The organism is uncultured Alistipes sp., assembly GCF_963931675.1.
Classification (GTDB): Bacteria; Bacteroidota; Bacteroidia; order Bacteroidales; family Rikenellaceae; genus Alistipes.
In genome coordinates this window covers 1,779,139-1,804,473 of record NZ_OZ007039.1, presented here as the reverse complement: position 1 = coordinate 1,804,473, position 25,335 = coordinate 1,779,139, and the positions used below count along the sequence as shown (strand labels likewise).

Below are 25,335 nucleotides of genomic sequence, written 5' to 3'. Positions count from 1 at the left end.
TCGGGATTTTCTGAGGTTCAACGTTTGTTCCCGCAGCGGGGGCAGAACTTCACCGAAGGCGGAAGCGGAGCCCCGCAGCGGCTGCAGACATCCCCCGAGGTGACAACCTGATAGCCGCAGTGCCCGCAGAAGGAGCTGCCGGGAGCAAGCGGCGCGTTGCAGTTCGGGCAGACGCCCGCCCCGGTCTGCAGGTAGGCGCCGCAGCTTACGCACCGTTTGGCGTTCTGGTCGTTATCCGTCCCGCAGTGCGGGCAGGGATTGTAGGGATCGCCGCAATGGGGGCAGAAGCGCATGTTGCTCGGGAATTTCTTCGCGCAGTTCGAGCAGTAGACCATCTTCACCTGCTGTTCACCGCCCGGCGCCGCACCGCCCGTCGGGGCGCCCGTGCCTCCCGAAGCGCCGGGGCCCGGAGCCGCAGCGACCGGACCTCCGAAGGTCGGCTGGTTGTATTGCGGCTGCATCACCCCGGCGGCATTCCCGCCGCCCAGGCCGCCCATCATGTTCACGGCCAGCAGCCCGCCCAGCAGTCCGCCCGAATTGTCGCCCAGGCCGCCGATCGCCGACTTCGCCGTATCGAACATCTGCTCCTGCTGCCAGGTGTGGCCCGTAATGGACATGGCCGCCTGCTGCGCAATCGCCTCCTTCACGCGCCGTCCGTCGGGCGTGGAGTCGTCGATCTCGATCGTGCTCACGTAGAACTTCGTCAGCTGTAGCCCCAGATCCTCCCAGAAGGGGTTCATGGCACTCTTCAGGTACTCGGAGATCATGTCCAGGTAGGCCGAGATCTGCTTGAATCCCACCCGGTGTTTCAGCATGTACTGCAGGATGGTCGACTTGGTTTTGGTCGAGAATTCGCCCGTAAACTGCTCCGTGAGGTCGTCCTGCGTGAATTCGCTCCGGGTGCCGACGATCTTCACGAGGAACTTCTCGGCATCGGAGACCACCAGGCCGTACTGTCCGGAGGCCGTCAGCGGCAGCTGCGTGTTATAGTCCGCGTCGTGGATCGTCATCCGGTCGATGGACCAGTCGATGCTGAAGGTCTGGATCCGGTTGACGAACCACACTTCGGCCGTAAACGGATTCCGACCGCCGAACGGGATGCCGAACAGCGAACGCAGAACGGGCAGGTTTTCCGTGTTGAGCGTGTGCTTTCCGGGCCCGAACTTACCCATGATCTGCCCCTTGGAGAAGAGGACCGCCTCCTGAGACTCCTGGACGATCAACTGCGTGTAGGTACTCAGATTCGTATGCGGGAAACGCCAGGCGAAAATCGTTTCGCCGTCCTGAGGCGCCCATCGTACAAGATCAATGATTGCCATATGCGGAGAGATGAGTTAAGGTTCACAATTGGTCAAATATAGCAAAAATTCACGGATTAACAAACCTGAAAGGCAAATATTTACGCCTATTCGTGATTTTATGCGTCCTGTTCCCGTCCTGCCCCTGTCCGAATCCCCTCCGGCCAAAAAAGAACGGGGTGCCGTTCCCTCGAACGGCGCCCCGCCAAAACTTCCGGCAGCACCCCTCGGATTGCGGCGAAACAGGGCGGATTCAGCACGGATCAGCGATGCTTCGCCCCCTTCTTCCGCTTCCGCACCGACCAGCCGAAGTGCCCCAGCGCTTCGCCCAGGACGAAATACTCCCCGTGGGAGTAGACGATCGGATCGGCCCGCTCCAGGCAGAAACGGCCCGTTGCCGGATCGATCAGCGCCTCGTCGACCTGCACCCCGACCACCTCGGCGATGAAGAGATCGTGGCTCCCGAGCGGCACCACCTGGCGGACCCGGCACTCGATATTCACGGGCGACTCGGCAAGGAGCGGCGCCGCAACCGCCTCCGAGGCCACGGGCGTCAGGCCCATTTCGCGGAACTTGTCCCAGTCGCGTCCCGAACGCACCCCGCACCAGTCCGTCGCCCGGGCCAGCCGCCGCGTCGTCAGGTTGATCACGAACTCTCCCGTGCGGCGGATGATCCCGTAGGAGTGGCGTTCGGGCCGCACCGAGATCGAGCACATCGGAGGGTTCGTGCAGACCGTCCCAGTCCACGCCACGGTCAGCAGGTTGTACTCCTCGGGCGTCGCCCCGCAACTCACCAATACCGCCGGCAACGGGTAAAGCACCGTGCCGGGTTTCCATCGCTGTTTCATAACTTCGGCTTCTTTGCATACAAAGATAGGAGTTTTTCGCTATCTTTACAGCATACAGGCTGCAGCCCGGCATGGCCGAACCTGAAAACCCGGTTTTCGTCTGCCGTTGCGCTCACCTTTTTATATACTTGCCTACATGCTGGACGAATTCATCCGATACCTCGAAGCCGAACGCCGCTACTCGCCGCTCACGCTCCGCAACTACCGTCACGACGTGGCGCAGTTCCTGGCATGGCTCAGAGTCGACGACTCCCCCGAAGGACTCCGCCGGGTCGCCACCGAAGATATCCGCGAGTGGATCCTCCACCGCACGGAGAAGGACCGTATCGGCGCCGCATCGATGAACCGCGAGATTTCGTCGCTGCGCTCCTTCTTCCGCTGGCTCCTCAGCCGGGGCGTCGTCGAACGCAATGTCGTGCAGTCCGTCGCCTCACTCCGCACCTCGCGGCGCCTGCCGGCCTTCATTTCCGAAAACCGCATGAGCGGGATCGTCCGCGACTGCGAGGTCGAAAGCGACGACTTCGGGCAGGAGCGGGATTCGCTCATCATCCTGCTCTTCTATGGCTGCGGGCTGCGCCTGGCCGAACTCGTCGGGATCGACCGCGGCGACTTCTCCGACAACTACACCTCGCTGCGCGTCCACGGCAAGGGGGACAAGGAGCGGCTGGTGCCCGTTCTGGAATTCATCCGGGAAAAAATTTTATCCTACCTCGGGACAATTGAAAGGCAAAATATTTGCAAATCCGGGGAAAAAGCGCTATTTTTAACACACCAAGGAAAACGCATTTCCCGGACTACCGTGTACCGCATCGTGAAGAAGGAACTCGATCGCGGAGGCGTACAGGGCAAGAAAAGCCCCCACGTTCTTCGCCATACGTTTGCCACACACCTGTTGAACGGAGGCGCCGACATGCGCGAAATCCAGGAACTCCTGGGACACGCATCGCTGCAGGCCACGCAGGTGTACACCCACAACAGCATCGCTCGGCTCCGGGAGGCTTACGCGAAGGCCCATCCCCGCGGAAAGGGAGGCAAATGATCATTTTATAAACTGTAAGGCTATGAACGTACAGATTCAATCCGTGAAATTCGACGCCGACAAACGGCTGATCGAATTCGTGAATGCCAAAATGGCGAAGTTGGACCGCTTTGCGGAGCGCTCGACAGGCGCCGACGTCATTCTCAAACTCGATAAGGACCACGAAAAAGGAAATAAGATAGCAACCATTACGCTGCACATGCCGGGCGAAGACCTGGTGGCCTGCCATCAGTCGAAGGCATTCGAAGAGTCCGTCGACGAGGCCATCGATGCCCTGAAACGACAAATCGACAAGTTCAAGTCGAAACTTGAGAAATAAATCCCCACCAACCTTTAACCTAAACTAACCAATGCCGCGACGGCCGCCTTTGGAAAGGCGGCCGCCGCATTTTTCGAGGGCGGCCGCCGCATTTTCCAGCCGGGTCCTTGTCGGCCCCTCCCTCCTCACACGCCCCCACACCCCCGTCTCGCACAGGTACACACCAAAAAAGCGACCGTTTCCGATCGCTCACAAAAAAACGACCGTCACCGATCGTTTCCCTGTAGTGGATAGGGGATTCCAGATTGAAGTTTTCTTTAATTTCTATTAGTTTTTCTTATACATGCATTACTGTGATTAACAGACAATTAACAAACAAGACCATCCTTAATAGTTTTTTGTAGTTTGTTTTGATTTGTCAAAAAATGGGGGTAAATTTGGGGGCAAAGAGTAATCCACATGCTAACCTACAGAATCAAAACACGGTTGCACCACCGTATCAACAAGGCAGGAGAACAGTCCATCATCATCCGCGTTACATTCAACAAATGCAGGGTTGACCTTGAGACGGGATTAACCATAGCTGCATCAAAGTGGGATGACAAACTATATGAAGCAAAGCGCAACACCGTCAACGGACAAGGATACACCTTCCGTGAAATAAACGACAGCATTGCAAATAAGATTTCCACGGTCAATGCCATATTCAGGAAGTATGATTTGGATAACAAATATCCTTCTGAAGGACAACTCAAAAATGAATATAAGATAGCGTTGGGCACCGTCAAGCATGAGGATAAAACGCTATTGGCATACTTTGATGAGTTTACCAAAAATCGAGCAACCCTTAACACATGGAGCGCCAACACTAAAAAGAAATATAATGCGATTCGGGCAAAACTGACAGCATTCGATTCTTCTCTGAAAATAGAAGACCTAACCAACACCAAACTCACTGCCATGGTCGCGTTCTTTCAGAAATATTGGAAACAGAACACCACATTCACAAAACGTTGGCAGGATATTGGAGCGTTCTTCAAATGGTGCAGAGACAACAACTACCCTATTCATCAAGACTGCGCAGGCTTCAAAATAAAATTGAAGTTACCAAAAAGAACCATCATTTACCTTGAAAGAGATGAGTTGCTCAAGGTTTACAATTATAAGTTTCCCAAACAGTTAAAACACCTTGATTTATATAGAGACTGGTTTTGCTTATCCGCATTTACATCTCTTAGATTCTCAGATGTCATGAAACTAAGGAAAGTCGATGTTCGCGACACCTACCTTGAGATAACCACACAGAAAGATAGCGATGCTGTGAAAATCGACCTCAACAAATACAGCAAAGAGATTATCAAGAAATACAAGAAGAATCCTTTTGCCAAAGAGTTTGTCTTACCACGAGTTCACAATGCTGTTCTGAACAGATGTTTGAAGGAAATAGGCAGGCTATGTGAGATTGATACTCCTGTAACCAAAATCTCCTTTGAAGGAGCATCACGCAAGGAAGAGACCAAGCCAAAATATGAATACATCACAAGCCATACGGGTCGCAAAACATTTATCTGCCTTGCCCTTTCCATTGGTATTCCACCAACAACTGTTATGGCATGGACAGGGCACGATTCATACGAAGATATGAAACCCTACATCCGCATCACAGACGAGGCAAAAGCAAAGGAGATGGCTAAGTTCGATACGCTTGCTACCCGAGAATTGGAGACATTGGAAGAACAAGAGTAAAATTAAGATTGTGCTAAATCCTCAACTGTGCTAAAATAATATCTGCCACCATTTCTGATGGCAGATATTTTTGTACTACGTTATCTTTTTATTTTATAATAACACAATCTTTTTCAACTGCGCATCATAAGCAATAGGTTGACCATTGATAATATAATTCACAGCTTGTTCAATAATCGAGAGAGGGACTATGAACCACTCCTTTGGATTTGAATCTCCTGCAGACAGTTTCAATTGCACATGGCTGAATAGTTTGTGAATCAAATTTTCAAAAGCCACCGCTTTGATATTAAACACCTGCCATGAAGCCACTATTTCCACATCAGCAAACAGATAGGTTGCATCATTCTTAGCATTGGCAATACGTTCTTCAACAGTTTGAGTCGTGAATCCAATCTTATACAGATCTTTGATTGATGCTATCTCTGGGTTGGTTGATTTGGATCGCAAAACATAGATATGGCCACTTGGTATATCGTTTTTGGTAATAGTGAATTCCTTTTTCAAAAGATCATCATCTGTCAGCGTCATATCCTTCACAGAATAGCCACCGGAGTAGATTGCTTTTGCCAAACTTTGAAGTAGAACATCTGATTGCAAACCATTTTCATAAATGCATAGCGTCCTGCCATCCAATTTGTAGTCTTTCTTTCTTGCGACTCCTTCCATTTTAGCCAAAAGGACAAGCATCCCGTCCACGAGAAAATAAGCTCCAGTCTTGAGATGCTCATCCTTAAACTTAACCAACTTATAGCGTCCATCATTCAGCTTTGCATGAACGTCCTTGAATTCACCTGCATACTTATTTTCAAAATCCTCACAAACAACACGTTGTGCAATATAATCAGGACGCCCTATGGTTGCTTTCTTCATGTAGTCTGGAATTTCAAACATATCTTGAACTTCAGACGATGAGCTATATAACGGATCATTGAACAGTTCTATCAACTGCTCATCAATAGTCTTTTCCTTTTCCTGAAGCAAGCCAAGAGAATCATAAGGCAGGCATTTAGCCCGTTTCTGCTCATCCTTACGGATTGATCCCAATGTTCTTGCCAATGACATCTCATTGATGGATCCATCTGTTTGAGGTTCCCTGTTGTTTGCCTCAACAAAGGATATGATCTCCAGAAACGAGTTAACAAGCCGGTTGCTGGAAGTTTTCTTGCGTGTAGGGGCCTTTATTCCGGCAAACTCTTCCGTATCAAAGAGTTTCAATAATTCTTCATCCCAATTCATAGCTTGCCAGTTCGTAAGTATTCACGTTTCTTTTTGGCTACAAAATCAATAGCCAAGGCAATTCTTTTGGCCAATGGTTCAGTATCGCTTAGTAAAGGTATTGCTCCATTATGCTCCTCTTTGTATTTGGGCAAATAATTCTTCAGCAGAAGTACAGCCTCCTCAATGGTCATATCAGAGCGCTGTTCTTCAATACTGAATTGAATGGCTCGTAAAACCTCAGGTGTAAGAGATCTTGCCATGATCTCATAAGCACGTTGGAATGGATTAATACTATCAATTAAGTTGATTGACAACTTATCCAGTTCAACACCTTTCTCACAGAATTTATTGGCAATGTTAATGAACTCACGCCCGTGTTCATCAACCGTTATCTCTGCTCCCTGTGTTGCCATAGAGAGAACTAACCGCTGACGTACACATTCTACCTCCTCCTCCGTCAGAGTTGGGTATTTTTCTTGAATAACCTTTGGAATCAAACTTTGTGTGATAACTTCTGCAATTGCATCATTTGCCATTGCCTGCTTCAAAATATCACTTGACAGAACCGTTGCTTTCAACTCTGTAATATCATTCTCAATAATGGATTTGGCACGTTCCGTAGGCTCAGCCAAACCTTCTACATGAAGCACTCTGTTCTTTTTGTCTGCGATCAGCTCGTCATCATCTCGTCTGGTACGGAAATCCCACTTGGGAGCCATCACCTGCTCCATGAGCAATGAGACTGCTATTGCCTTCAACATATTGTTTACAGCCACGCTGACCTCTTCCTGTGCTGCATCAGGGCAAGGCACAAGATTAATAAACTGAGCATGTGTTTTTCCCTCACAATCTCTTGTACAACGACCAATAATCTGCACGACCTCAGTCATGGAGGCACGCATTCCAATAGTTAGACACACCTCACACCATTGCCAATCAAATCCCTCTTTTGCTGTGCCCAAAGCAATCAGAATGTCCAAAGCATCCCGTCTATCCATCCGTTGCAGATAGCTTTGCAGTGCAGCGCGTTGTGCCACATTATCCTCAACCAGATCTCCCACCTTGAGGATTCTGCCGTCAGGCGTGCGAACCAGTTTGATAAAGTGTTCTGCATCCTCATCCACTACCTCGCCAATCTCTGCAATAATGTCAGCTACAATGTCATATTTCTTTGCATAGGATTCCCTGCCTTGTACAGGCGGGATGTGAATCAAGGTCTTCTTGGTTGTGTCCAGAGCCTCAGGAATTGCCGTAATGAATTTTCCTTGATAGAATTGATAACCTAATCCCAGACTTTTGAGGTATTTGTAGCCATTGAGCTGTCTGTAATAATCATAGTTCACAGAAGGCATGAATAGCTGCTCGTCTTCTGGGCGGAGAATAGGAATCTGATCTCCACGGAAGTAGGAACCCGTCATAGCCATAATGTGAGCAGATGTAGAGGTTATCAACCGGCGGATCAGTTCTCCCAAATCATTGTAGGCATCTGCTGAACCATGATGGAATTCATCAATCCCAAAGAAACAGTCGTTCAGCTCCTCATTCTCCACCTCTTTCAAGGCATTGCGCAGCGTGGCATGGGTGCACACAAGAACCTTGTTGGGACTGTTTCTAAGAAACTCCTTGAAGCGGGCGGATTTGCGACTGTCATCACTACCGCTGCACAGGTTGAAGTAGTCTGCCACCTGCCAGTCTGCAAAGAATCCAAAGCGCTTGAGTTCCGTACTTTTGAACGAGCGGCCAATCGTCTTTTCAGGCACTGCAACAATCACCTTTTTGATCCCTTGATTGGCTAACTTGTCCAGAGCAACAAACATCAATGCACGGCTTTTTCCAGATGCGGGCGGCGCCTTGACAAGAAGGTACTTGCGGGTGCGCTGTTCATAGACCATGCGCTGCATTTCACGCATACCCATGGCATCAACATCCGTTGAAGCCCCTGTTTGGTTGTAGGATATATTGACAAGGTTTTCCATAATTTTATCCCCTATAAGGTACTTCCGATTGAATAATATTTATTTTACGGACATTAATATTCTTATTTATTAAGAAGATAGAGAGAGCCTCTTTCATCCTGTCAAAGTCAGCCGTAGGACCTACAATAATACCCTTGATATACTTTACAGGTATTTTTTGCTCAACATACGGAACAATTAGACCTGCTTTTTCTCTAAATAATATATGGGAAGATTCAGTAGCAACAACCCTAAACTCCTGCTCAAACTCAAATGATTTGTGTTTGATATAAGAGCTAACCTTCTTATATATTAATTTTAATATTAATATAGTAGTAAGACGATTAGCCTCTTTGCTTAACTGAATATTATCAACATACAACTTTGCTATTGTTGCTTTTATGGGTAAGGTATTGTCTTTTTGACAATAAATACAATCCTGCCCTCTAAATTCCTGTTGGAGTGCTTCCTCATCAAATACAATAGCTATTCCATTACCGTCTTTGGCATATAATCCCCACATGGGGAGTGAATCTTTTGCCCGAGAAAGAGAGAATAAATAAGGATAACCCTCATGGATGCGAGAGGGCAATGCAGATCCTACTTCATAAGATTTTTTATTATATTCTTTTATTGTAGAGTCCTCTACAATACTTCTTACCCGTTCATTTTCAGGAATACACTGTTCTTCCTCATACTCACATATAGCTTTACAACAAAGTTCTTCTCCCAGTAAAAACTCCGCTCTGTCATTCAAATAATTACAATGTGTTGCCCATATAGTCAGATAAGGATCCTCTGCGGAACAATCCTTTAACATTCCAAGAAGACTTGCTGTTGTTGTATAGTGATACAGTTCCGCCATATTATTGAATATTCTTCTTGGTTAGGTAGTTGACAAAAGCGCTACAAACAACCAACATATAGATAGCCTCATCGCTTGTCGGAACATTACCATTATCCATCAAGGCATGGCGTATTCCCGTTGCTTCATCGTTGGTATAATAATACAATTTAGCAAAACCTTTCTTCATTTCAGAGTTAATAACAACGCCTTTAGCCTCCAATCTCGCAATTGCTTTATCAAGGGTTGTCTCTCCTGTAATATTTCTGCAACAAGCCTCTACGGCACTGATAGATTCTTTGACAGAATTTCTGTAATCTGGAGCCTTTTGAGATGCAGACAGATGTTTAATGGCTGTTTCAATATGGGTTCTTACACTGTCAACAGGATTACGCAACGCTTCATTGATAGAATCAATCTCCATTTCAGATGTAACCTCAATGATATCACCTGTATCATGATTCATCCGATATGCATAATTTTCTCTTTCAAAGATTCGGTTCGCCTCCTTATCAATGTATCCTGCATATACATAATCTCTGTTAGAAAAAAAGAAATGCCAAGAGCACTCTAAAAGACTAAACAACTCATACCATGCTAATTGTCTATCTCTTAGTAAATTAAATATTGCAGTCAGGTCTTCGTATGAGAACAAATCCCTTTTTAATAACTCAGCATGAATATATTTATCCAACTCAAGAAATAAATTATCAGAGCCATTAAATTTCCTAATTTGTTCAAAAAGTTGTATATACATATTGACTATGCCATTCATGAACGGCTCTGTAAGTCGTTCTCTGACAAGCACGTCATCTACTTTCTTGTAGCCGTTACGTTCGGCAAACCATTGTTTGGACATCTTTACTTCTTTTTTGTCATTCGTTCATAGAGTTTGAAGAGGTATTCCAATCGCTCCTCATCTGAAAGGAAGGGCTCAGGGCGGTAACAACGCTCAATGGCTGCATCCAACGCCTGATGCGCCAGACGCAGGTCCACAGGCATTGTTTCAGGATTGTACATCTCTCCCAACGTCATCTCTATATGCTCTGCTCTTACCCCCAATACTTCCCTTGCAAGAGCTGTCAGCTCCTCTTTCTGTTCTGCTGAAATCTTGGGAAATGGGAAAGTATTGTAACACAAGGTTGCAGAATAACGTATCCGTGTTTCTAATGCTCCTCCCACAGCCCGCACCCAGATATTGTGCATCTTGGAGGTCAGCACCCCAAACAGCCACAATTCCGCATCATAGACGGCAAAGGCGGAATTAGGAATAACAACCTGTTCGTTTTTTTCAAAATAGCCAATAGGTATGTAATCCCGATTTTCTGAAGAGTGCGCAGGAATAATAATAGCATTACTCTCTATATTGAAATACTCCCGGAATTGATATGGACGTTTGGCTAATTCCCGGGCTCCTGCATCAGGACTTTTTAACCGAAAGGTACGAGTTCGTTCAATCCGTTCTGCTATTTCAGGATTGTTTAAAGCAAAAGATAATTGATTGTCATCTATCCAAAAACAGAATCTATCTAAATCGTTTATAAATTCTTTAGCTCCTTTTAGAGGCTTTATAAGATTTGCGTATTGAGGATATTTTGTGCAGAAGTCTTCTTTTTCTTGAGGGGATAATATTAGATTCCCATCATCAACAGGTTTGCTGCCATAATTCATTGACGGGAATATTGCCATTGGTGAATATCTTTTAGATACATATATGTTTTCCCCCTCTAAAAGATAGGCATTGATATTTGAGACAGTTTTGGCTGTATTTTCAGAGTAAATTGTTTTACTCTTAATCATTTTCTTATTGGCAACACCAATAATCGCACAAGTGACACCCGCGTTACTTTTGGCGTTATTCTTCCATTTGAATGAGGTGTAGGCAAACTTGATTTCAAGCTCGTCGTTAAGAATGTGCTTCCACAAAAGTTCAACTTGCTCACCTTGACAAATGGAGTTGGTGGAGACAAAAGCATAGCAAGCGTTCTCTCCTTTTATATATTGAGCGGCTTTATAAAACCAGCACGCGATATAGTCCAGATTCTTCCATCCTTTGTGAGGGTAAAAGACATGTTCCATATCTGCCTTTTGTTCATCACTCTGCAAGCTGCTCCCCAGGTACGGCGGATTGCCCATCACATAGACCTCTTCATCAGCGAAGTGTGGGCACACCTGCTCCCAGTCCATACGGCAGGCATTACCACAAACAATATTGCCACTCTGGTGCAGAGGGAGCGGGTTTGGTCGTGAACCGAACTCCTCATAAAAGCGGTTGTTCATCTGATGCTCTGCCAGCCAAAGTGACAGTCGTGCCGTGTCACAGGCATATTCGTCTATCTCTATTCCATAGAACTGCGTCAGCTTGATATTGGAGAAGGGCATGATACCCTGACCAGATGCCAGCTCTCGCAATCGGTCCCAGATGCGTATTTCCAACTCACGGATGGATTTATAAGCAATAATCAGGAAATTTCCTGATCCGCACGCAGGGTCAAAGAACTTGATTTTTGACAGTCTTACAAGCAGTTGATTCAGCCGTTTGGGATTATCCTTGCTGCTGGTGTATTCATCAACAAGAGCATCCAGAAAGAGTGGCTGAATGACCTTCTTGATGTTGGTGACAGAGGTATAATGAATGCCCAAGCCTGCACGCATATCAGGAGCAATGACAGCTTGAATCATGGATCCAAAGATGTCTGGATTGATTTGTTTCCAGTCATATTCTCCACACTTAATCATCAGCAGACGGGTTCTGAAACTCAACACAGGAATAGGCGTCTGCTCCTTGAACAGTCCGCCATTGACATATGGGAACCGGCGGACAGCTTCAGACATGTTGCTGCGGGTCGCCTCATCATTGGTTGACATGGCAAGGAACAATTGCTCAATGAAAGGCGCAAGGTCACCGCCATCACTCTTGGTGCATGTTTTCAGAGCGTTGGAGAACATGTTTGCTTCAGGAAACAGACCTGTATCCTCAGCAAAATAACAGAACAGCAGACGGGACATGAAGAGATTGAGGTAATGTGAATTAGTCAAGACTTAATCTGACAGTTACGCATAAAAAGAGTAGATTTGTAACATAAAAGCAGATTAAGTTATGACCACATCAGAAAAAGTCATCAAGAACAAACTGGGACTGCTTGAGCTGTCCCAACAGTTGGGAAACGTGTCACGAGCCTGCAAGATTATGGGATACAGCCGTGACAGTTTTTATCGTTTCAAGGAACTGTACGAGCAGGGCGGAGAACTGGCCCTGCAGGAGATTTCCCGTAAAAAGCCGGTGATAAAGAACCGCGTGGAGGAGCGCATAGAGCAGGCTGTAGTGCAGATGGCCATAGCCAACCCGGCTTTGGGACAAGTACGCGTATCCAACGAGCTGCGCAAGAAAGGCATACTCGTATCTCCCGGAGGAGTGCGCTCCATCTGGCTCAGGCATGACATGGAGACCTTCCAGAAACGCCTGAAGGCACTTTCGACCAAGGTGGAGCAGGAAGGCATCGTGCTTGACGAGAACCAGGTGGCCGCGCTGGAAAAAGCCAAGGCGGAGAAACAGGCACACGGGGAAATAGAGACTTATTATCCAGGCTTCCTTGTGGCGCAGGACACCTATTATGTAGGGTATATCAAAGGCGTGGGGCACATTTACCAGCAGACGGTCATCGACACCTATTCCAAAATCGGATTCGCCAAACTTTACGACAGGAAGAACGCGCTCGTGGCGGCGGACATGCTCAATGACAGGGTGGTTCCGTTCTTCGAGCAGCATGACCTGAAACTGATGAGGATGCTCACGGACAGGGGAACCGAATACTGCGGAAACAGGGAAACACATGAATACGAACTGTATCTGGCCATCGAGGACATAGACCATTCCAAGATCAAGGCCAAGAGCCCGCAGACAAACGGCATCTGTGAACGCTTCAACAGGACTGTCCAGAACGAATTCTACGCCATCGCTTTCAGGAAGAAGATATACACCTCGATAGAACAACTGCAGGCAGACCTTGACACTTGGATGAACTCCTATAACACGCAAAGGACGCACTCCGGGAAATACTGTTTCGGGAAAACACCCATGCAGACTTTCCTCGAAGGAATGGAGGTGGCAAGGAGATATCAATTGCAGGATGCAGGGAAAATACAACCTGATGAGCAGGTTATTGGCTCACCAGGTTGTGAGAGTGAGAATAGTTGCGTATCTTCGCAGATGGCATCGGACACTTTTTTTGCCCGATAGTATAGAAAATGTCAGAACAAGTCTTGACTATTACAGGTAATGAATCTGCTGTTCATCATGTACATCATTGTAACGACGTATATCATCATAGATACGCGCCATCATCTCTGCAGATTTGACATCCGCTTCTGCTTCTTCTGCATATTGTACCTTCTCAATCCCTGCCAAGGGCTTGAAAAAGTCAAAATCTTTCCACAGCAGATCAATGGTATTGCTGTATATATCATCCTCTTTGGGGTCGTAGGCCAGCACATTTGTACCATCACAGACAACGTACAGGCGCGGTTCCTTTTTAGCAATATCCTTGTCTGTTGTCAAAGCATGGAGTGTATCCGTCAGATCACCCGATTCAACAGGGCGGTAAGCCATTTTTTTCTTGACAAGGAGTGTACAGCCATCCTTTGCTTCATTGCCTTTACCGTCAATGAGCCGTTGAATGCTTGCATCTCCATAACTGCAGAAAGTGCGTAGCAACTCATAGCCAAGCGTATCACGGAGCTGTTGCCCTGCAAGTTGTTTGAGGGACTGTTCAGCCTGTATATAGGAAAAAGATGCTTTCTTTGCCATATTGCCTCTTATTTACTTATCCACTCCATGATGAATGATGTCAACCAGCGCATCAAACTCCTCGCGATTACGGATCACATAGGCCTCTCCATTATATGTTATCACACCTTGAAGGAGTTGCTCTTGTTGGGGTTTGAACAGATCACGGACAGATAGTCCAAGCCCGTCAGCAATAGTTTTGAGTGTGGAATATTGTGGATTTCCCTGCAGGGCTCTGGTCAGAGTCTCACGGCTGATGCCGATTTGTTCTGCAAAGTCTTTCATCATCATGCCACGCTCCTTGAGCAGTTCTTTCACTCGCAATTCATCTGTAATTGTAACCTTGGTTTCCATCTTTTTCAATTGGTTGACATATACATCAAATACAAAGTTAATAAAAAAGCCGCAGAATGTGTATTAAATATGCCTTTTTGATAAAATAATTGCTGTATATGTCAATTTTCAGGGCGAAATATTTGTATACAATTGATTTATGTTGTATCTTTGCAATACAAGAAAAGGGTTAAACAATACATCAAAAGTCAATTATGGTACAGGCAAGAAAATATCACATCAGTCGTTCAGGCAGCGGTTGGGGAATTTGGGACATTGACGGCAAGAAGGTCATGGGATGCTGCTCGCATTTTCACGCAGTGGAGTGCCTGTACAACTTGATGGGATGGAAGTGGGATCCGACGAAGTATCGCAGAAATTATTGATTGTGTAATAAAAAATCTTACAAAAACATGAATGCTTTGATTATTACTGACACGACGGCTGTACGGATGAATGTGATAGCAGACCGCACGCAGAATCTTTTGATAGCAGGTGCGAAGGCTATGATGATTGAGTCTTTGAAAGAGAAGCTGCGCAGCGGAGTTGCTCACTTCATCTATATCAAAAAGAATGGTGAGGTGCGTGAGGCATGGGGAACGACCTCAAAGAGTCTGGTTGAAAAGTATATCAATGGCAAAGGTTGCAGCCGCGAGTTGTACAGCACAACCGCCTACTTTGATATTGAGAAAGGGGCTTGGCGCTCTTTGAGATGGGAGTCTATTGTCAAGGTCTTCTAAATTATGGCTGACTACATTCTTTCAATACTCCGTACACAATTGATGGTAGTGTTTTCGTGGGGCTTTCATCGCCCCACGGCACTTCCTGATGACAAGGGATTGGCATTCATGGTGAACGGATTCAAGCATCGGGGATGGGTGTTCGTTAAGTACAATGAAGGGAAGGACCTGTTTGATATAGAGCTGCGCGGGAATGACATGACCATCATCAGTGTTATTGAGGATGTATACTTTGACCAATTGGTTAATGTAATTGACCATGCCGTAGAACGGACCTCAGATTATGTAAAGCAGGTAAAGAAACTTTATAACATTCAATAACATGAAGGTTGTACTATTTTGTCGTGTTTCTACAAATAGCCAAGACTACAATAGACAGGTGAATGAGTTGACGGTATATTGCCAGCAGCAGAGATGGAATATTGAAAGGGTCTTTGCCAACAAGGTCAGTGGCGCCAAGAAAAATGAGGAGCGTCCCGAAATCATGGAGATGGTGGAGTATGTCAAAACGCACTCTATTGATCGAGTATGTGTCTTGGAAATTTCAAGATTGGGCAGAAATACACTTGAAGCCTTGAAGGTCATCCAACTCCTCAATGAACTTGGAATATGCCTCTATGTAAAAAACTACAACCTTGAAACGCTTATCAAAGGGAAAATCAACCCCATTGCTTCTTTGATTTGTACCATCCTGCTTGAAATTGCTCAAATGGAACGCCTGACTATTCGGGAACGTATGGCTAGTGGTAGAGAGCAGCATATTGCCAAATGTCGTAAAGAGGGCATTAAGATGGGTCGCCCATCAACCTATAAGAAAACAGATGAGCAGATGAAGGCACAGTATTCAAAAGAAATTTCCTTATTAAGAAAGGGGCTTTCGTTGAGACAGATTAGCGCCATTACTGGAACTTCAATTATGACCATCCGGAAGCTTTACAAATATTTATAATAGCCTTTCAAAACCAACTTATTGACCACAAATGCAAACAAATAGACCAACATTAATTGTATTTTTATTTTTTTTCAAAAAAAGCACGCTTTTTCCTAATTTTATTTGGAAAAAACCTTTCTAAAACATATCTTTGCATTGTCAAGTTAATAAAGCGCTGACTTGACAAAAGCCAAGGCAACGAAAAAGACAAAGTACAAGTCTTTTTTCAGAAAACAAGAGTTGCTAACTTGTTTTCACTGGGATTTGAGATAGCTACTCAAATCCATTACACTCTCTAAAGAGAGCAACCCTTTACAGATATGCGAAGGCTTCTGATGAAGCTATTAGGAATGGCACATTACATTCCTACAGGGGATTACTATGCCTATATCTATGGATATCAGGCCATAACTTCACCGACCGACGATTAAGGTACTCCGTCGTCGCTAGGTTAACAACAGGAGTGCGTTTTTTTAAATTATGTTTGACAACATTCAAGAATTTTCAGAATTTTTAAATAATAACGAAGTGTATGAGTCCGCATACGGAGTATTTTCAACGTCTTTCAGCTTCATGCCTAACAAGGCAGAAATTGAAATGATTGCAGCATTACTCGGATACAGAGGCTATAGCAGCATTAATGCAGGATGGGATAATGAACACTTCTATATCTGCGCTCAGTAAAGCACTGGCGATTTTGGAGACTGTATAAAAATACGCATCTCTATATTCGCCAAACAGTTCTGATGCCTATTGTTACCAGTGGTCTATTTCTGAATAGATACATTTTAATATATTGATTAACAGTGTATTAATTCAATATTTGAAAAGGAGTTTATACATTGATATCCCACTGGATACGTGTCTATGAAGCGAAAACCTCTATCATCTTCTGATGGTAGAGGTTTTTACTCCCAAGCTTATTTCTCAGTTTCAGATACAGTTGGAATCGTTTTCCAATAGTTTTTCATAGACTGCGACTGTTTCTCAGCGGTTTGTTTTTTCTCTGCTTCTGTACGTTGTTGATGTTTGAGCTTCATTGCATCACTGATGCGTTTTTTGGTGAACTCGGATTGATTACGTGTTGTTCTCATACTTTTCTACTTTGTTTAGTTATTTATATATAAATAGTTTGGTTAGTTGAAAAGTTCGGTATCAAAGAAAATATAGCTGAGAAATATTCAGGCAACAGGACGTATCTATACTAACCCCTCCCACGGGGTTTTGTATTAAGGGCGCTTATAGCAATGCTGTTTACAAATTATAAGATTATGAAAGAGTTAATAATATATAATCCACCCTACAAAACAATTTCACAGCTTGTGGATGCCTATATAGACTATGTGAGTAATCCGTTAAATGAATGGCGCCAGCCCTCTGAATACCTTGACGCAGAAATTGCAGGCAAACCCATTCCTCTGCAAGAGATGGCTCTTACATACAAACCCAATCCCATAGGAGAGCTCATACCAATTGTCCATAATCTCCCCAAACCAAACAGAGAGATTACGAAAATCCACTTCATGACTCTTCTCCACCAATTGTACATACGCGGTTTGAGTAATGAACAGGGATGGTTTGCTCTATCCACAGTGATATTGCAAAAGCAATATCGCTACTATAACTATATGCTCAACACGTTGCAGTTCAAAATGATTTTGGAAAGAAGTGGGTCTTTGTACAGGCTCATTTCTCCAGAAACATTCCATCCCCAGAAATTCATCAACAAGAAAGTTGAAGAAGATTTAGACAGATTGCAACACCTCCTTGCAGAACGTCATCAAGAAAATATAGAGACTGCCAAAAGTGTTGCACAAACATACTTGTGCGAGGATGGTACGAAATTCATCGAACGCTACAATGCGAATGTCCGCAAGCTGAAGATTGAGGATAAACAAGGATTAGAGATGTTTATGTCAACATTTCCTTTCCCGTCAACGTACAGCAAGTTGCATTATCAATATATAATAGATAAAATAACAAGTAAGACATACAAGGAGATTGAGAGTAGCGATTCCAATGGAAGGTATTATCACATAGGCACACAGTTACCAAAGTTACTGAAGAGGTTTACCAACATCAGATACTCCATAGATTGCAGGAACTCACATCCTTTGTTGTTTAACTATTTTATATTAGATTATTATTTATCAATCAATAAGTTAAGTATATATTCTTCTTTTAATTCTTCTAATAGTTTTATTAAAATATATTATTTAATTTCTTCTTTTTTATTTAATAATATTCCTTATAATAATTTCCATTATTTTATGAATATTCTTTGCAATTTACTGATTAACAGTAATATAGAAACAGATACAGTTGCAAAGGTCAGAGGAATCAAGAAGGATGTTTGGGAGTATATGTATCGGACCTCCCATGGTTTGCTGTGGGATGATATAATGATGGCATTCCCCGATTATGACCGAAGCCAAGTCAAACAGCTGATGTTTGCCAAAGTGTTTTATTCCTACTCCAAGAATGTGCAAGAAGGCAATGTGTGGGCAAAATCATTTCAAGGCAAGTATCCAACTGTCATGAAGATCATCCGATATTACAAACGGAAATTTCACATGGAATGTGACGCGTATGGGGAATATATAACCTATTCCGACGGAAGTACGAAAGATAAGATTCAGATTCCCCACAAAATGATGCAGCTCGAAAGCAGCATCTTTACACCTGCTCTCAATGTACTTTTCAGAAAACGAGGCATGGCAGCTTTAGGCATTCATGATGCCGTGGTCGTAATGAACGGCCAAATGCCAGTCGAGCAAGTACAGGCGATTATGATGCAGGAATATGCCAAACATGGGCTTGTTCCCACATTGAATGTTGAATACTATAATACAAATGAAGAATATGGAAAGAATTAATAATTTACTCAGAGAGTTAAAACGATGTGAGTATGCTCATCTGTTAGATGAAGCCCCATCCACCTATAACGGCTTTTCAGAGACTCAAGGTCTGGAAGGATATTCAAAGTACCTTTCAACATTATTTGACCATGCAGAAGACGCACTGAGCCTGTTAAGTGATAGTCAGAAGACAACCTGCCGCCAGCGTCTGCAGGAAATCAAACAAGAACAAGAGCTATTTGATGTGCCATCCAAGGAAACCCTTGCAGCCATCAATGCTGAACTGCAAGCCAACAGGAATGCAGAACTACGCCAAGAACGGGACTTCATCCTGTTAGTTCGTGGTTGTGTATCCCTTCAGAAAGACTACACGAACAGATTCCTCAAACACTTCATCCCATCGGATAAGAGCCCAAACAGCACAGATGAAGTGGAAACCCCTCCCATACCCCTGATTCAAGAAGAAGAGAGCAAACAAGATTCAGAATGGGCATTTGGCTATAAGGAGATTTCAGAGACTTTTCATTGGGGGCGGAACAAAACCCATAACTTTCTGAAGAATCCGAAGTATGCTGCAGCTATCCAGCGGGACGGAAGGAAGATTGCCGTAAATATCCCCAAGGCAAGAGAGTTAATGCAATTATCTAATAATAAACAAATTACAAAAACATAGAGTAGTCATAGATATAATCTCTATACTTTCATGGAAATGCGTAAAAATGGGGGCAAAAATGGGGGCAAAACAAAAAACCTGCTGATTTACAGCAGGTTTCGTAGTGGATAGGGGATTCGAACCCCTATGTCATGCGTGAGAGGCATGTATCCTAACCCTTAGATGAATCCACCTCGTTTCGTTTTGTGGTGCAAAGATAGCGCCTTCTTTTGAATCTCCAAAATTTTCCCCCTAAATCTGCGATTTTTTTTCGGTTTTCTTGCCGGGTCCCGCTTTTTTCCTATCTTTACCCTCGGACAAAACCGCATTCCGCCATGAAAATCCGACCCGTCCTGATCCTCGCAGCCGCATTCTGCACCTGTGCCTGTTCCAAACACCCCGTGCCGCCCCGGTTCACAACGATGACGCTCGACACCCTTCTATGCCGGAACGGCAACAGCTGTCAAGTCGACTATCGGTTCCTCTCGATCGAGAACACCGCGAAATCCCCGGCCCTGGAGCTGATCGAACAGGCCAACATCGGCTACTTTTTCCAACTGGAGGAGTTCTCCGGAACAGCCGGAGAGGGCGCCGCAGCCTTCCTGAACGATATTCTCAACAATTATCTCCCGGAGGGGAACGCCCCGAAGGGCGGCCAATACGAGATCTCGGTAGAATCGGAAGCCTCGGTGCAGGATTCACTGCTCTGCTACATCATCACCCGGGCCGGCTACACCGGCGGTGCGCACGGCATGTACGGAACCCAATGCCACACCTATTCACTCACCGACGGATTCGAACTTTCGCTGGCCGACCTCTTCACCGCGGAGGAGCTCCAACGCCTCGACGGGCTGATCCGCAAGCACATTGCCGAACAATACGGCGCTTCGACCGATGAAGAACTCACTCGGGCGGGATTCTTCCCGGAGTACATTGCCCCGACGGAGAATTTCCGCATCACTCCCGAAGGGATCACCTTCTACTACAACCCCTACGACATCGGGTGCTACGCACTCGGGGCCGTCGAGGTTCCGATCCCCAAAAGCGAGTTGGGGATCCGCTGACCCCGCGATTCACACGGAAGATGCCCATCCCGACCGAAGGTGCAGCACATAACCAGAGCATCCGGGATGGGTATTCAGGGAGGCGGGAAACCGCCGCGGCCCGAAAAATCCGGGGAGAGCGATAAAACGGAAAGGGTATAAAACAAAAAAAGGGTCCGAGTCTCACGACGGGGAACCTTTTTTTTGGCGGGGAACCACCCCCTCCAAAAATGAGGGTCAATCGGAGGTATTCGACGCCGCGGGCGAGCACCGCCCTCGGGTCTTAGTACCGGATTTCCGGCACAACCTGCCGATTTCCTCAACCAACCTAAAACTACTAACCTAAATGAACCTTAAAACTTCACTGCAAAGATAAGGGCGATTTTTGAATTATGCAAATATTTTACGAATATATTAAATATATTTAACAATTTGGTAACATTGGCAAACCAATTCTATCCCGAAAATTTCATGATAATCGCTGAATGACAATCATTTAAGAGAAAAGGGACAAAATTCGAGGTTTTCGGGAGAGGGCGATTCACCAGGTAACCAGACAGGGAGATCCCAGATTCCGGAGCTAAGGCCGTCAAGAACCCGGCTGCCGGAAAACAAAAAAAAGGAAACTCGGAATCCGGACCTGGTCCGTCTTCCACAGTTTCCTCACCAACCTAAAACTACTAACCTAAATGAACCTTAAAACTTCACTGCAAAGATAAAGCGAAAAAAGCATCCGCGCAAGCTTTTATTAAAAAATTTTCGAATTTTTTTCATATTTTTTAATATCATCACAGGCAGGCTACTCGCAACAAGCTGGAATACAGAAGAATACAAACAAATCCATTCCCTGTGCTAATTCTCAGGCCAACGGAATGCAGTAATCGAAAAAAACGGCCATTTATATAATTAGACACGAGTAACGTAATGCCGTAAAGGATAAATTGCTACATTTGTTACACAATACCACAGACAGCCATGCCATGACCGTTTCGTTGATTATCGCCACCTACAACTGGCCCCGCGCGCTCGAACTCTGTCTCGAAAGCGTCATGCGGCAGAGCACGATGCCGTCGGAGATTCTGATCGCCGACGACGGATCGGGCATGAGTACCCGCAACGTGGTGGAGCGTTTCGCCGCCATCTCCCCCGTTCCGCTGCGCCACATCTGGCACGAAGACCGCGGATTCCGGGCTGCCGCCATTCGCAACAGGGCCATTGCCGCCAGCCAAAGCGACTACGTCATCCTCGTCGACGGAGACATGATCCTGCAACGGAATTTCATCCGCGACCACCTCGGCTTTGCCAAAAGAGGGTACTATGTTTCGGGCTCCCGCGGCATGATCTCAGCCGCCCGGACCCAGGAGCTCCTCGACGGCAACCACCCCGGCCGTGCACTGTCGGCCTGGAGCAAGGGGATCTCCTGCCGGGGCAATGCCATGCGCAACCCCTTTGCCGCACGCCTGTACCGTGCGCTGGCCCCCGAGCACAACCCCCGAAGCTGCAACATGGGCATCTGGCGCGATGACCTGATCCGGATCAACGGCTTCGACGAAGGATTCGAAGGGTGGGGATTCGAGGATACCGAACTCGGGCTCCGGCTGCGTAACAGCGGGGTCCGGCAGCGGAGGATCAAATTCCAGGGAATCGCCTTCCACCTCTACCACGGCAAAGCCGCACGCGACAACTGCAAGATCAATGAGCAACGCTATCTGGAGAGCCTCCGCGCGCATCGCACCCGATGCGAAAAAGGGCTCGACAGCCATCTCGCGGAGACGGCTCCCGACACGCTGCCATCCAAACACTGACACAACGCCCGCAACACCATGCTTATTTCGGTCATCATCCCGGTCTTCAACGCGGAAAAGTACCTGCCGACCTGCATCGAGAGCATTCTGGCTCAGACCATGCCGGACTTCGAACTGCTGCTCATCAACGACGGCAGCACGGACAACAGCAAGGCGGTCTGCGACCGCTACGCGGCACAGGACCGGCGCATCCGGGTCTTCGACTGCCCCAACCGCGGAGTCAGTGCAGCACGGAACCTGGGGCTCGACGAGGCCCGGGGCGAATTCGTGGTGTTCGTGGACTCCGACGACTGGGTCGTTCCCGAGCACCTGCAGCAGTTCGCCGAGAGCGGAATCGGCGAGGACGGCATCGCCTTCACGAATCTCTTCGAGGAGCGCCCCGGACGCCGCGAAACGCCCCGCACCCGTATCTATACCATGAGCGACTGCCGGGTCATGTCCGGGCACAACGACTGCATGCCTGTCATTGCGGACCTGCTGCGCCACCGCGGTTTCGGCTGGACCTGGAACAAGATGTTCTCCCGGGCGACGATCGAACGCCTCGAGCTGCGCTTCGACGAATCGCTCCACTACGCCGAGGACGAGATCTTCACGATCCAGTATTGTGCCCACATCACCCACATCGTCACGTTCAGCCACCCGACCTACCACTACCGGTTCGTGCCGGGGAGCCTGCTCCACCGCCGCATCGAACCGCAGACCCTGATCCGCACGCGGCTGAAGATCATCCGGCTGTTCGAACGCCTCGGATACAGCAACGAGATTCTCTACCTGGCCAACCGGACCCTTTTCTCCCGGTTGAGGCGCGAAATGAGGCGCTGCGAGAGATGGAACTCCGAAACGGCCAACATCCTCGCCTACAGCATCCTGTGCAATTGGGAAGTACTGAAGAAATACTACCGCCCGGCATTCTGCCGGAGTTTCTACGACCGGAAAATCCTCCTGCTCGGACGTTTGATCTGTTCGATCAAGTCGACGCTCTGGGTCAAACTGATGATCAAGGGATTTCACCAATAGCCCGCCGATCCCGGGGAAGGGTGAATGAGGATGCGGGACCAAAAGAGATGGGCCGAAGCGGCCTTCCTCCATTCGGCTACTGCCCCGCAGCCGCTTTCACAAAAGCCGACCCGACAACCGCTACCGGCCCCGCAGCCGCTCCCAGAAAGGCCAGTAATGCATCTGCCGCCGGAGTTTCCATTTGCGCACCAGATTCAGCGGCTTGCGCTTCAACCCCACGCGACCCCTGGCCAGAAAATCATCCACGGCATCCAGCACCCGGGCCGAACAACGGCAGTCCCGGTGCGGCTCGTGATACATCGTATAGGCGCGAATCTCCTCCATCAGCTCCTCGGGGCGCGTCAGGGCCCGCTCGATGGCCGGCCCCACCTCCTCGGGCTGCTGAACGTCGATCAGGTGCGGCCCGGGATGCGAATTGCGGAACGTCACGACCGGTTTGTCCAGGAACATGAACTCCAGAATGATCGACGAACTGTCGCACAGCATCACGTCGGCCTGCTGCAACAGCCCCATCTTGTCCGGGCCTTCGAAGAAGGTGACATTCTCATGTTCGGCAGCAATCCGCTTGTACCCCGACACGATCTCGGGATCGGTCAGCTTCGGATGGAAGGTGATGATCCAGTCCCAGGGTTTCGACTCCGCCAGGCGCCCGATCTCCGCCATCAGGTACGGGGCCGAGCAGACATTCTTCGTAAAGGTCGGCGGATAGAGAATTACCGGGCGCCGGTTCTGCGGGTGCCGCATCATTTCGGGGGCAAAATAGGTGTCGGCCTTGGGCCACCCGGTGTCATAGACCCGGAAGAAACCGAACTTTTTCTCCAGTTCCTTGAAGAAGGGGGTGCTGCTCGGTCCCTGCGTGCAGTAGATGTCGAACCATCCGCGGATCGTGAAGTGGTCGTCTACGGCCTCGATCCGCTTCTGAATGGCATAGCCGTGGAACAGCGCCACCTTCACCCCCGGAAAGAAGTCCGGGATATAGTTGCCCGGGGTAAAGACCGCCACGGGATTGAAATCAATCACCTCCCGGACCGTTTTCAGACGCAGTTCGTCGTCCTGCAGCGAATCGGGGCAGGTCGGTTCGAGAAACCAGGCAGCCGTGCCTCCGCGGCGCCGGATCTCGGCCTGCAGCGGCCGCAGAATTGAATAGGCATAGGACAACGTGGCGAACAACAGGTAGTTCTTGGCTTCCATGGCGAAAAGATTTTAACGGGCAGGGATGAAATGTTTCCAGAACTCGATACGGGCCGGTTTTAGCCAGCCGTGGCAGCCGAACGGCAATTCGCCCCCGGTGACGGCCCAACAGCGGTCGGGGTGGTTGTCGAACGAGAAGTCGATGGCCTCCCGCATCGAAGGATAGCGGAAATCATGGGGCTCGATGGCCCAGAAGACATCCTCGTAATAGATATGCCGGGACTGGTTCAGGTAATAGTCGATGCGCTTCGCACACTCTGCGCAGCCGCGGCGGAAGGACTCCACACGCCGCAGCGAAAGTCCCCCGTTGCCGACCTTGCCGTACAACCGCCGGTTGCGGGGGAAGAAGTGGCGGATGAAGGGCCATGACCAGATGCCGGCCCGCCACCACGTCCCGCCGATATAGTCGTATCCGCGGCTGCACCAGAGCTCCAGCTCGTCGCGGAAAACCCAGGCATCGGTCTGGCAGATCAGGATGTATTCGCAATCGACGAACAGGTCGTAGAACTCCGCGGAAAGCATCATGCGGTTGTAGCCCAGAATCCCGGCCTTGCCGAGATAACCGTCCGACACGCGGATGATCTCGTGGTTGCAGACCGTCGGGAAGCGCCGGGCCACCGCCTCGATCGAGAGGCTTCGCGGCAACAACAGCACGATCGGATGCCGTTTGAGAACCTCCGTATTGTGCTCCAGCGAGAGCCATTCGTTCTCCGACAGGCGCTCGGAATAGACCGGTATGACGACTTTGACTCGTTTCATGTTTTTTGGT

Annotated in this window: 25 protein-coding genes and 1 tRNA gene; 13 read left to right on the top strand and 13 right to left on the bottom strand. The window is 47.6% G+C overall.

Annotated elements, in window-relative coordinates; genetic code table 11:
* Nucleotides 1–17 precede the first annotated feature (17 nt).
* Both ABGT65_RS07660 and ABGT65_RS07655 read right to left on the bottom strand, forming a co-directional pair.
* Nucleotides 18–1,319 carry an SPFH domain-containing protein gene (locus ABGT65_RS07660; protein ID WP_346701062.1) on the bottom strand — a complete coding sequence of 434 codons (1,302 nt, stop codon included), beginning with the start codon at nt 1,317–1,319 and terminating at the stop codon, nt 18–20.
* A 242-nt stretch (nt 1,320–1,561) separates the two neighbouring features.
* Nucleotides 1,562–2,146 (bottom strand): flavin reductase family protein, encoded by a 585-nt coding sequence (locus ABGT65_RS07655; protein WP_346701060.1) that lies wholly within the window; start codon nt 2,144–2,146, stop codon nt 1,562–1,564.
* A 136-nt stretch (nt 2,147–2,282) separates the two neighbouring features.
* Between ABGT65_RS07655 and ABGT65_RS07650 the strand changes: the two genes are divergently transcribed.
* The 3 genes from ABGT65_RS07650 (at nt 2,283) to ABGT65_RS07640 (ending at nt 5,190) form a co-directional block, all read left to right on the top strand.
* Nucleotides 2,283–3,185 carry a tyrosine-type recombinase/integrase gene (locus ABGT65_RS07650; protein ID WP_346701058.1) on the top strand — a complete coding sequence of 301 codons (903 nt, stop codon included), beginning with the start codon at nt 2,283–2,285 and terminating at the stop codon, nt 3,183–3,185.
* A 22-nt stretch (nt 3,186–3,207) separates the two neighbouring features.
* Nucleotides 3,208–3,504: a ribosome hibernation-promoting factor, HPF/YfiA family gene (raiA, locus tag ABGT65_RS07645; protein WP_346701056.1), complete on the top strand. Its 297-nt coding sequence runs from the start codon at nt 3,208–3,210 to the stop codon at nt 3,502–3,504.
* Between the two features lie 399 nt (nt 3,505–3,903).
* Nucleotides 3,904–5,190: a site-specific integrase gene (locus ABGT65_RS07640; protein ID WP_346701054.1), complete on the top strand. Its 1,287-nt coding sequence runs from the start codon at nt 3,904–3,906 to the stop codon at nt 5,188–5,190.
* A gap of 93 nt (nt 5,191–5,283) precedes the next feature.
* On the opposite strand, the gene ABGT65_RS07635 is transcribed toward ABGT65_RS07640, so the two are convergent.
* The 5 genes from ABGT65_RS07635 to ABGT65_RS07615 are packed head-to-tail and all read right to left on the bottom strand — an operon-like array spanning nt 5,284 to nt 12,249.
* Nucleotides 5,284–6,429 (bottom strand): GIY-YIG nuclease family protein, encoded by a 1,146-nt coding sequence (locus ABGT65_RS07635; RefSeq protein WP_346701052.1) that lies wholly within the window; start codon nt 6,427–6,429, stop codon nt 5,284–5,286.
* Nucleotides 6,426–8,387 (bottom strand): DEAD/DEAH box helicase, encoded by a 1,962-nt coding sequence (locus ABGT65_RS07630; protein ID WP_346701050.1) that lies wholly within the window; start codon nt 8,385–8,387, stop codon nt 6,426–6,428. Before ABGT65_RS07630 ends, ABGT65_RS07635 begins: the two co-directional genes overlap by 4 nt.
* Nucleotides 8,388–8,391: 4 nt before the next feature.
* Entirely contained in the window at nt 8,392–9,231 is an 840-nt protein-coding gene (locus tag ABGT65_RS07625) for a DUF2971 domain-containing protein (protein ID WP_346701048.1), read from the bottom strand.
* A gap of 1 nt (nt 9,232) precedes the next feature.
* On the bottom strand, nt 9,233–10,069 hold the full coding sequence (locus tag ABGT65_RS07620) for an AbiJ-NTD4 domain-containing protein (RefSeq protein WP_346701046.1): 837 nt from the start codon (nt 10,067–10,069) through the stop codon (nt 9,233–9,235).
* Nucleotides 10,070–10,071: 2 nt separating this feature from the next.
* Complete coding sequence (locus tag ABGT65_RS07615; protein ID WP_346701044.1) at nt 10,072–12,249, bottom strand: DNA methyltransferase; 2,178 nt, start codon at nt 12,247–12,249, stop codon at nt 10,072–10,074.
* A 61-nt stretch (nt 12,250–12,310) separates the two neighbouring features.
* Here ABGT65_RS07615 and ABGT65_RS07610 point away from each other — a divergent pair, with 61 nt between their 5' ends.
* Nucleotides 12,311–13,450 carry an IS481 family transposase gene (locus tag ABGT65_RS07610; RefSeq protein WP_346699178.1) on the top strand — a complete coding sequence of 380 codons (1,140 nt, stop codon included), beginning with the start codon at nt 12,311–12,313 and terminating at the stop codon, nt 13,448–13,450.
* 30 nt (nt 13,451–13,480) lie between these two features.
* Here ABGT65_RS07610 and ABGT65_RS07605 read toward each other — a convergent pair whose 3' ends face one another.
* Together ABGT65_RS07605 and ABGT65_RS07600 are read right to left on the bottom strand one after the other, a co-directional pair.
* On the bottom strand, nt 13,481–14,017 hold the full coding sequence (locus tag ABGT65_RS07605; RefSeq protein ID WP_346701042.1) for a type IIL restriction-modification enzyme MmeI: 537 nt from the start codon (nt 14,015–14,017) through the stop codon (nt 13,481–13,483).
* Between the two features lie 12 nt (nt 14,018–14,029).
* A complete protein-coding gene (locus tag ABGT65_RS07600) occupies nt 14,030–14,350 on the bottom strand; it encodes a helix-turn-helix domain-containing protein (RefSeq protein ID WP_295906506.1) in 321 nt (106 codons plus the stop codon).
* A 392-nt stretch (nt 14,351–14,742) separates the two neighbouring features.
* Here ABGT65_RS07600 and ABGT65_RS07595 point away from each other — a divergent pair, with 392 nt between their 5' ends.
* The 4 genes from ABGT65_RS07595 to ABGT65_RS07580 all read left to right on the top strand — a co-directional run bounded on the left by ABGT65_RS07595 (nt 14,743) and on the right by ABGT65_RS07580 (nt 16,684).
* Entirely contained in the window at nt 14,743–15,069 is a 327-nt protein-coding gene (locus tag ABGT65_RS07595; RefSeq protein WP_346701040.1) for an SH3 beta-barrel fold-containing protein, read from the top strand.
* Between the two features lie 3 nt (nt 15,070–15,072).
* Nucleotides 15,073–15,390 carry a hypothetical protein gene (locus ABGT65_RS07590; RefSeq protein WP_346701038.1) on the top strand — a complete coding sequence of 106 codons (318 nt, stop codon included), beginning with the start codon at nt 15,073–15,075 and terminating at the stop codon, nt 15,388–15,390.
* 1 nt (nt 15,391) lies between these two features.
* Nucleotides 15,392–16,018, top strand: a complete 627-nt coding sequence (locus ABGT65_RS07585) for a recombinase family protein (RefSeq protein ID WP_346701036.1) — start codon at nt 15,392–15,394, stop codon at nt 16,016–16,018.
* Nucleotides 16,019–16,480: 462 nt separating this feature from the next.
* A complete protein-coding gene (locus ABGT65_RS07580) occupies nt 16,481–16,684 on the top strand; it encodes a hypothetical protein (RefSeq protein ID WP_346701034.1) in 204 nt (67 codons plus the stop codon).
* Between the two features lie 236 nt (nt 16,685–16,920).
* On the opposite strand, the gene ABGT65_RS07575 is transcribed toward ABGT65_RS07580, so the two are convergent.
* Nucleotides 16,921–17,094, bottom strand: coding sequence for a hypothetical protein (locus tag ABGT65_RS07575; protein ID WP_346701032.1), 174 nt, complete (start codon nt 17,092–17,094; stop codon nt 16,921–16,923).
* Nucleotides 17,095–17,271: 177 nt separating this feature from the next.
* Here ABGT65_RS07575 and ABGT65_RS07570 point away from each other — a divergent pair, with 177 nt between their 5' ends.
* Both ABGT65_RS07570 and ABGT65_RS07565 read left to right on the top strand, forming a co-directional pair.
* Entirely contained in the window at nt 17,272–18,876 is a 1,605-nt protein-coding gene (locus ABGT65_RS07570) for a hypothetical protein (protein ID WP_346701030.1), read from the top strand.
* Nucleotides 18,863–19,531: a hypothetical protein gene (locus tag ABGT65_RS07565; protein ID WP_346701028.1), complete on the top strand. Its 669-nt coding sequence runs from the start codon at nt 18,863–18,865 to the stop codon at nt 19,529–19,531. The genes ABGT65_RS07570 and ABGT65_RS07565 overlap by 14 nt, the downstream gene beginning before the upstream one ends.
* A gap of 101 nt (nt 19,532–19,632) precedes the next feature.
* Here ABGT65_RS07565 and ABGT65_RS07560 read toward each other — a convergent pair.
* Nucleotides 19,633–19,704 (bottom strand) — tRNA-Glu (locus ABGT65_RS07560).
* A 141-nt stretch (nt 19,705–19,845) separates the two neighbouring features.
* On the opposite strand from ABGT65_RS07560, the gene ABGT65_RS07555 reads away from it, so the two are divergent.
* The 3 genes from ABGT65_RS07555 (at nt 19,846) to ABGT65_RS07545 (ending at nt 23,375) form a co-directional block, all read left to right on the top strand.
* Nucleotides 19,846–20,574: an RsiV family protein gene (locus tag ABGT65_RS07555; protein ID WP_346701027.1), complete on the top strand. Its 729-nt coding sequence runs from the start codon at nt 19,846–19,848 to the stop codon at nt 20,572–20,574.
* 929 nt (nt 20,575–21,503) lie between these two features.
* Complete coding sequence (locus ABGT65_RS07550) at nt 21,504–22,358, top strand: glycosyltransferase family 2 protein (RefSeq protein WP_346701025.1); 855 nt, start codon at nt 21,504–21,506, stop codon at nt 22,356–22,358.
* A gap of 18 nt (nt 22,359–22,376) precedes the next feature.
* Nucleotides 22,377–23,375: a glycosyltransferase gene (locus ABGT65_RS07545; RefSeq protein ID WP_346701023.1), complete on the top strand. Its 999-nt coding sequence runs from the start codon at nt 22,377–22,379 to the stop codon at nt 23,373–23,375.
* 120 nt (nt 23,376–23,495) lie between these two features.
* On the opposite strand, the gene ABGT65_RS07540 is transcribed toward ABGT65_RS07545, so the two are convergent.
* Both ABGT65_RS07540 and ABGT65_RS07535 read right to left on the bottom strand, forming a co-directional pair.
* Nucleotides 23,496–24,566: a CDP-glycerol glycerophosphotransferase family protein gene (locus ABGT65_RS07540; protein WP_346701021.1), complete on the bottom strand. Its 1,071-nt coding sequence runs from the start codon at nt 24,564–24,566 to the stop codon at nt 23,496–23,498.
* Between the two features lie 12 nt (nt 24,567–24,578).
* Nucleotides 24,579–25,325, bottom strand: a complete 747-nt coding sequence (locus ABGT65_RS07535) for a DUF5672 family protein (RefSeq protein WP_346701019.1) — start codon at nt 25,323–25,325, stop codon at nt 24,579–24,581.
* Nucleotides 25,326–25,335 lie beyond the last annotated feature (10 nt).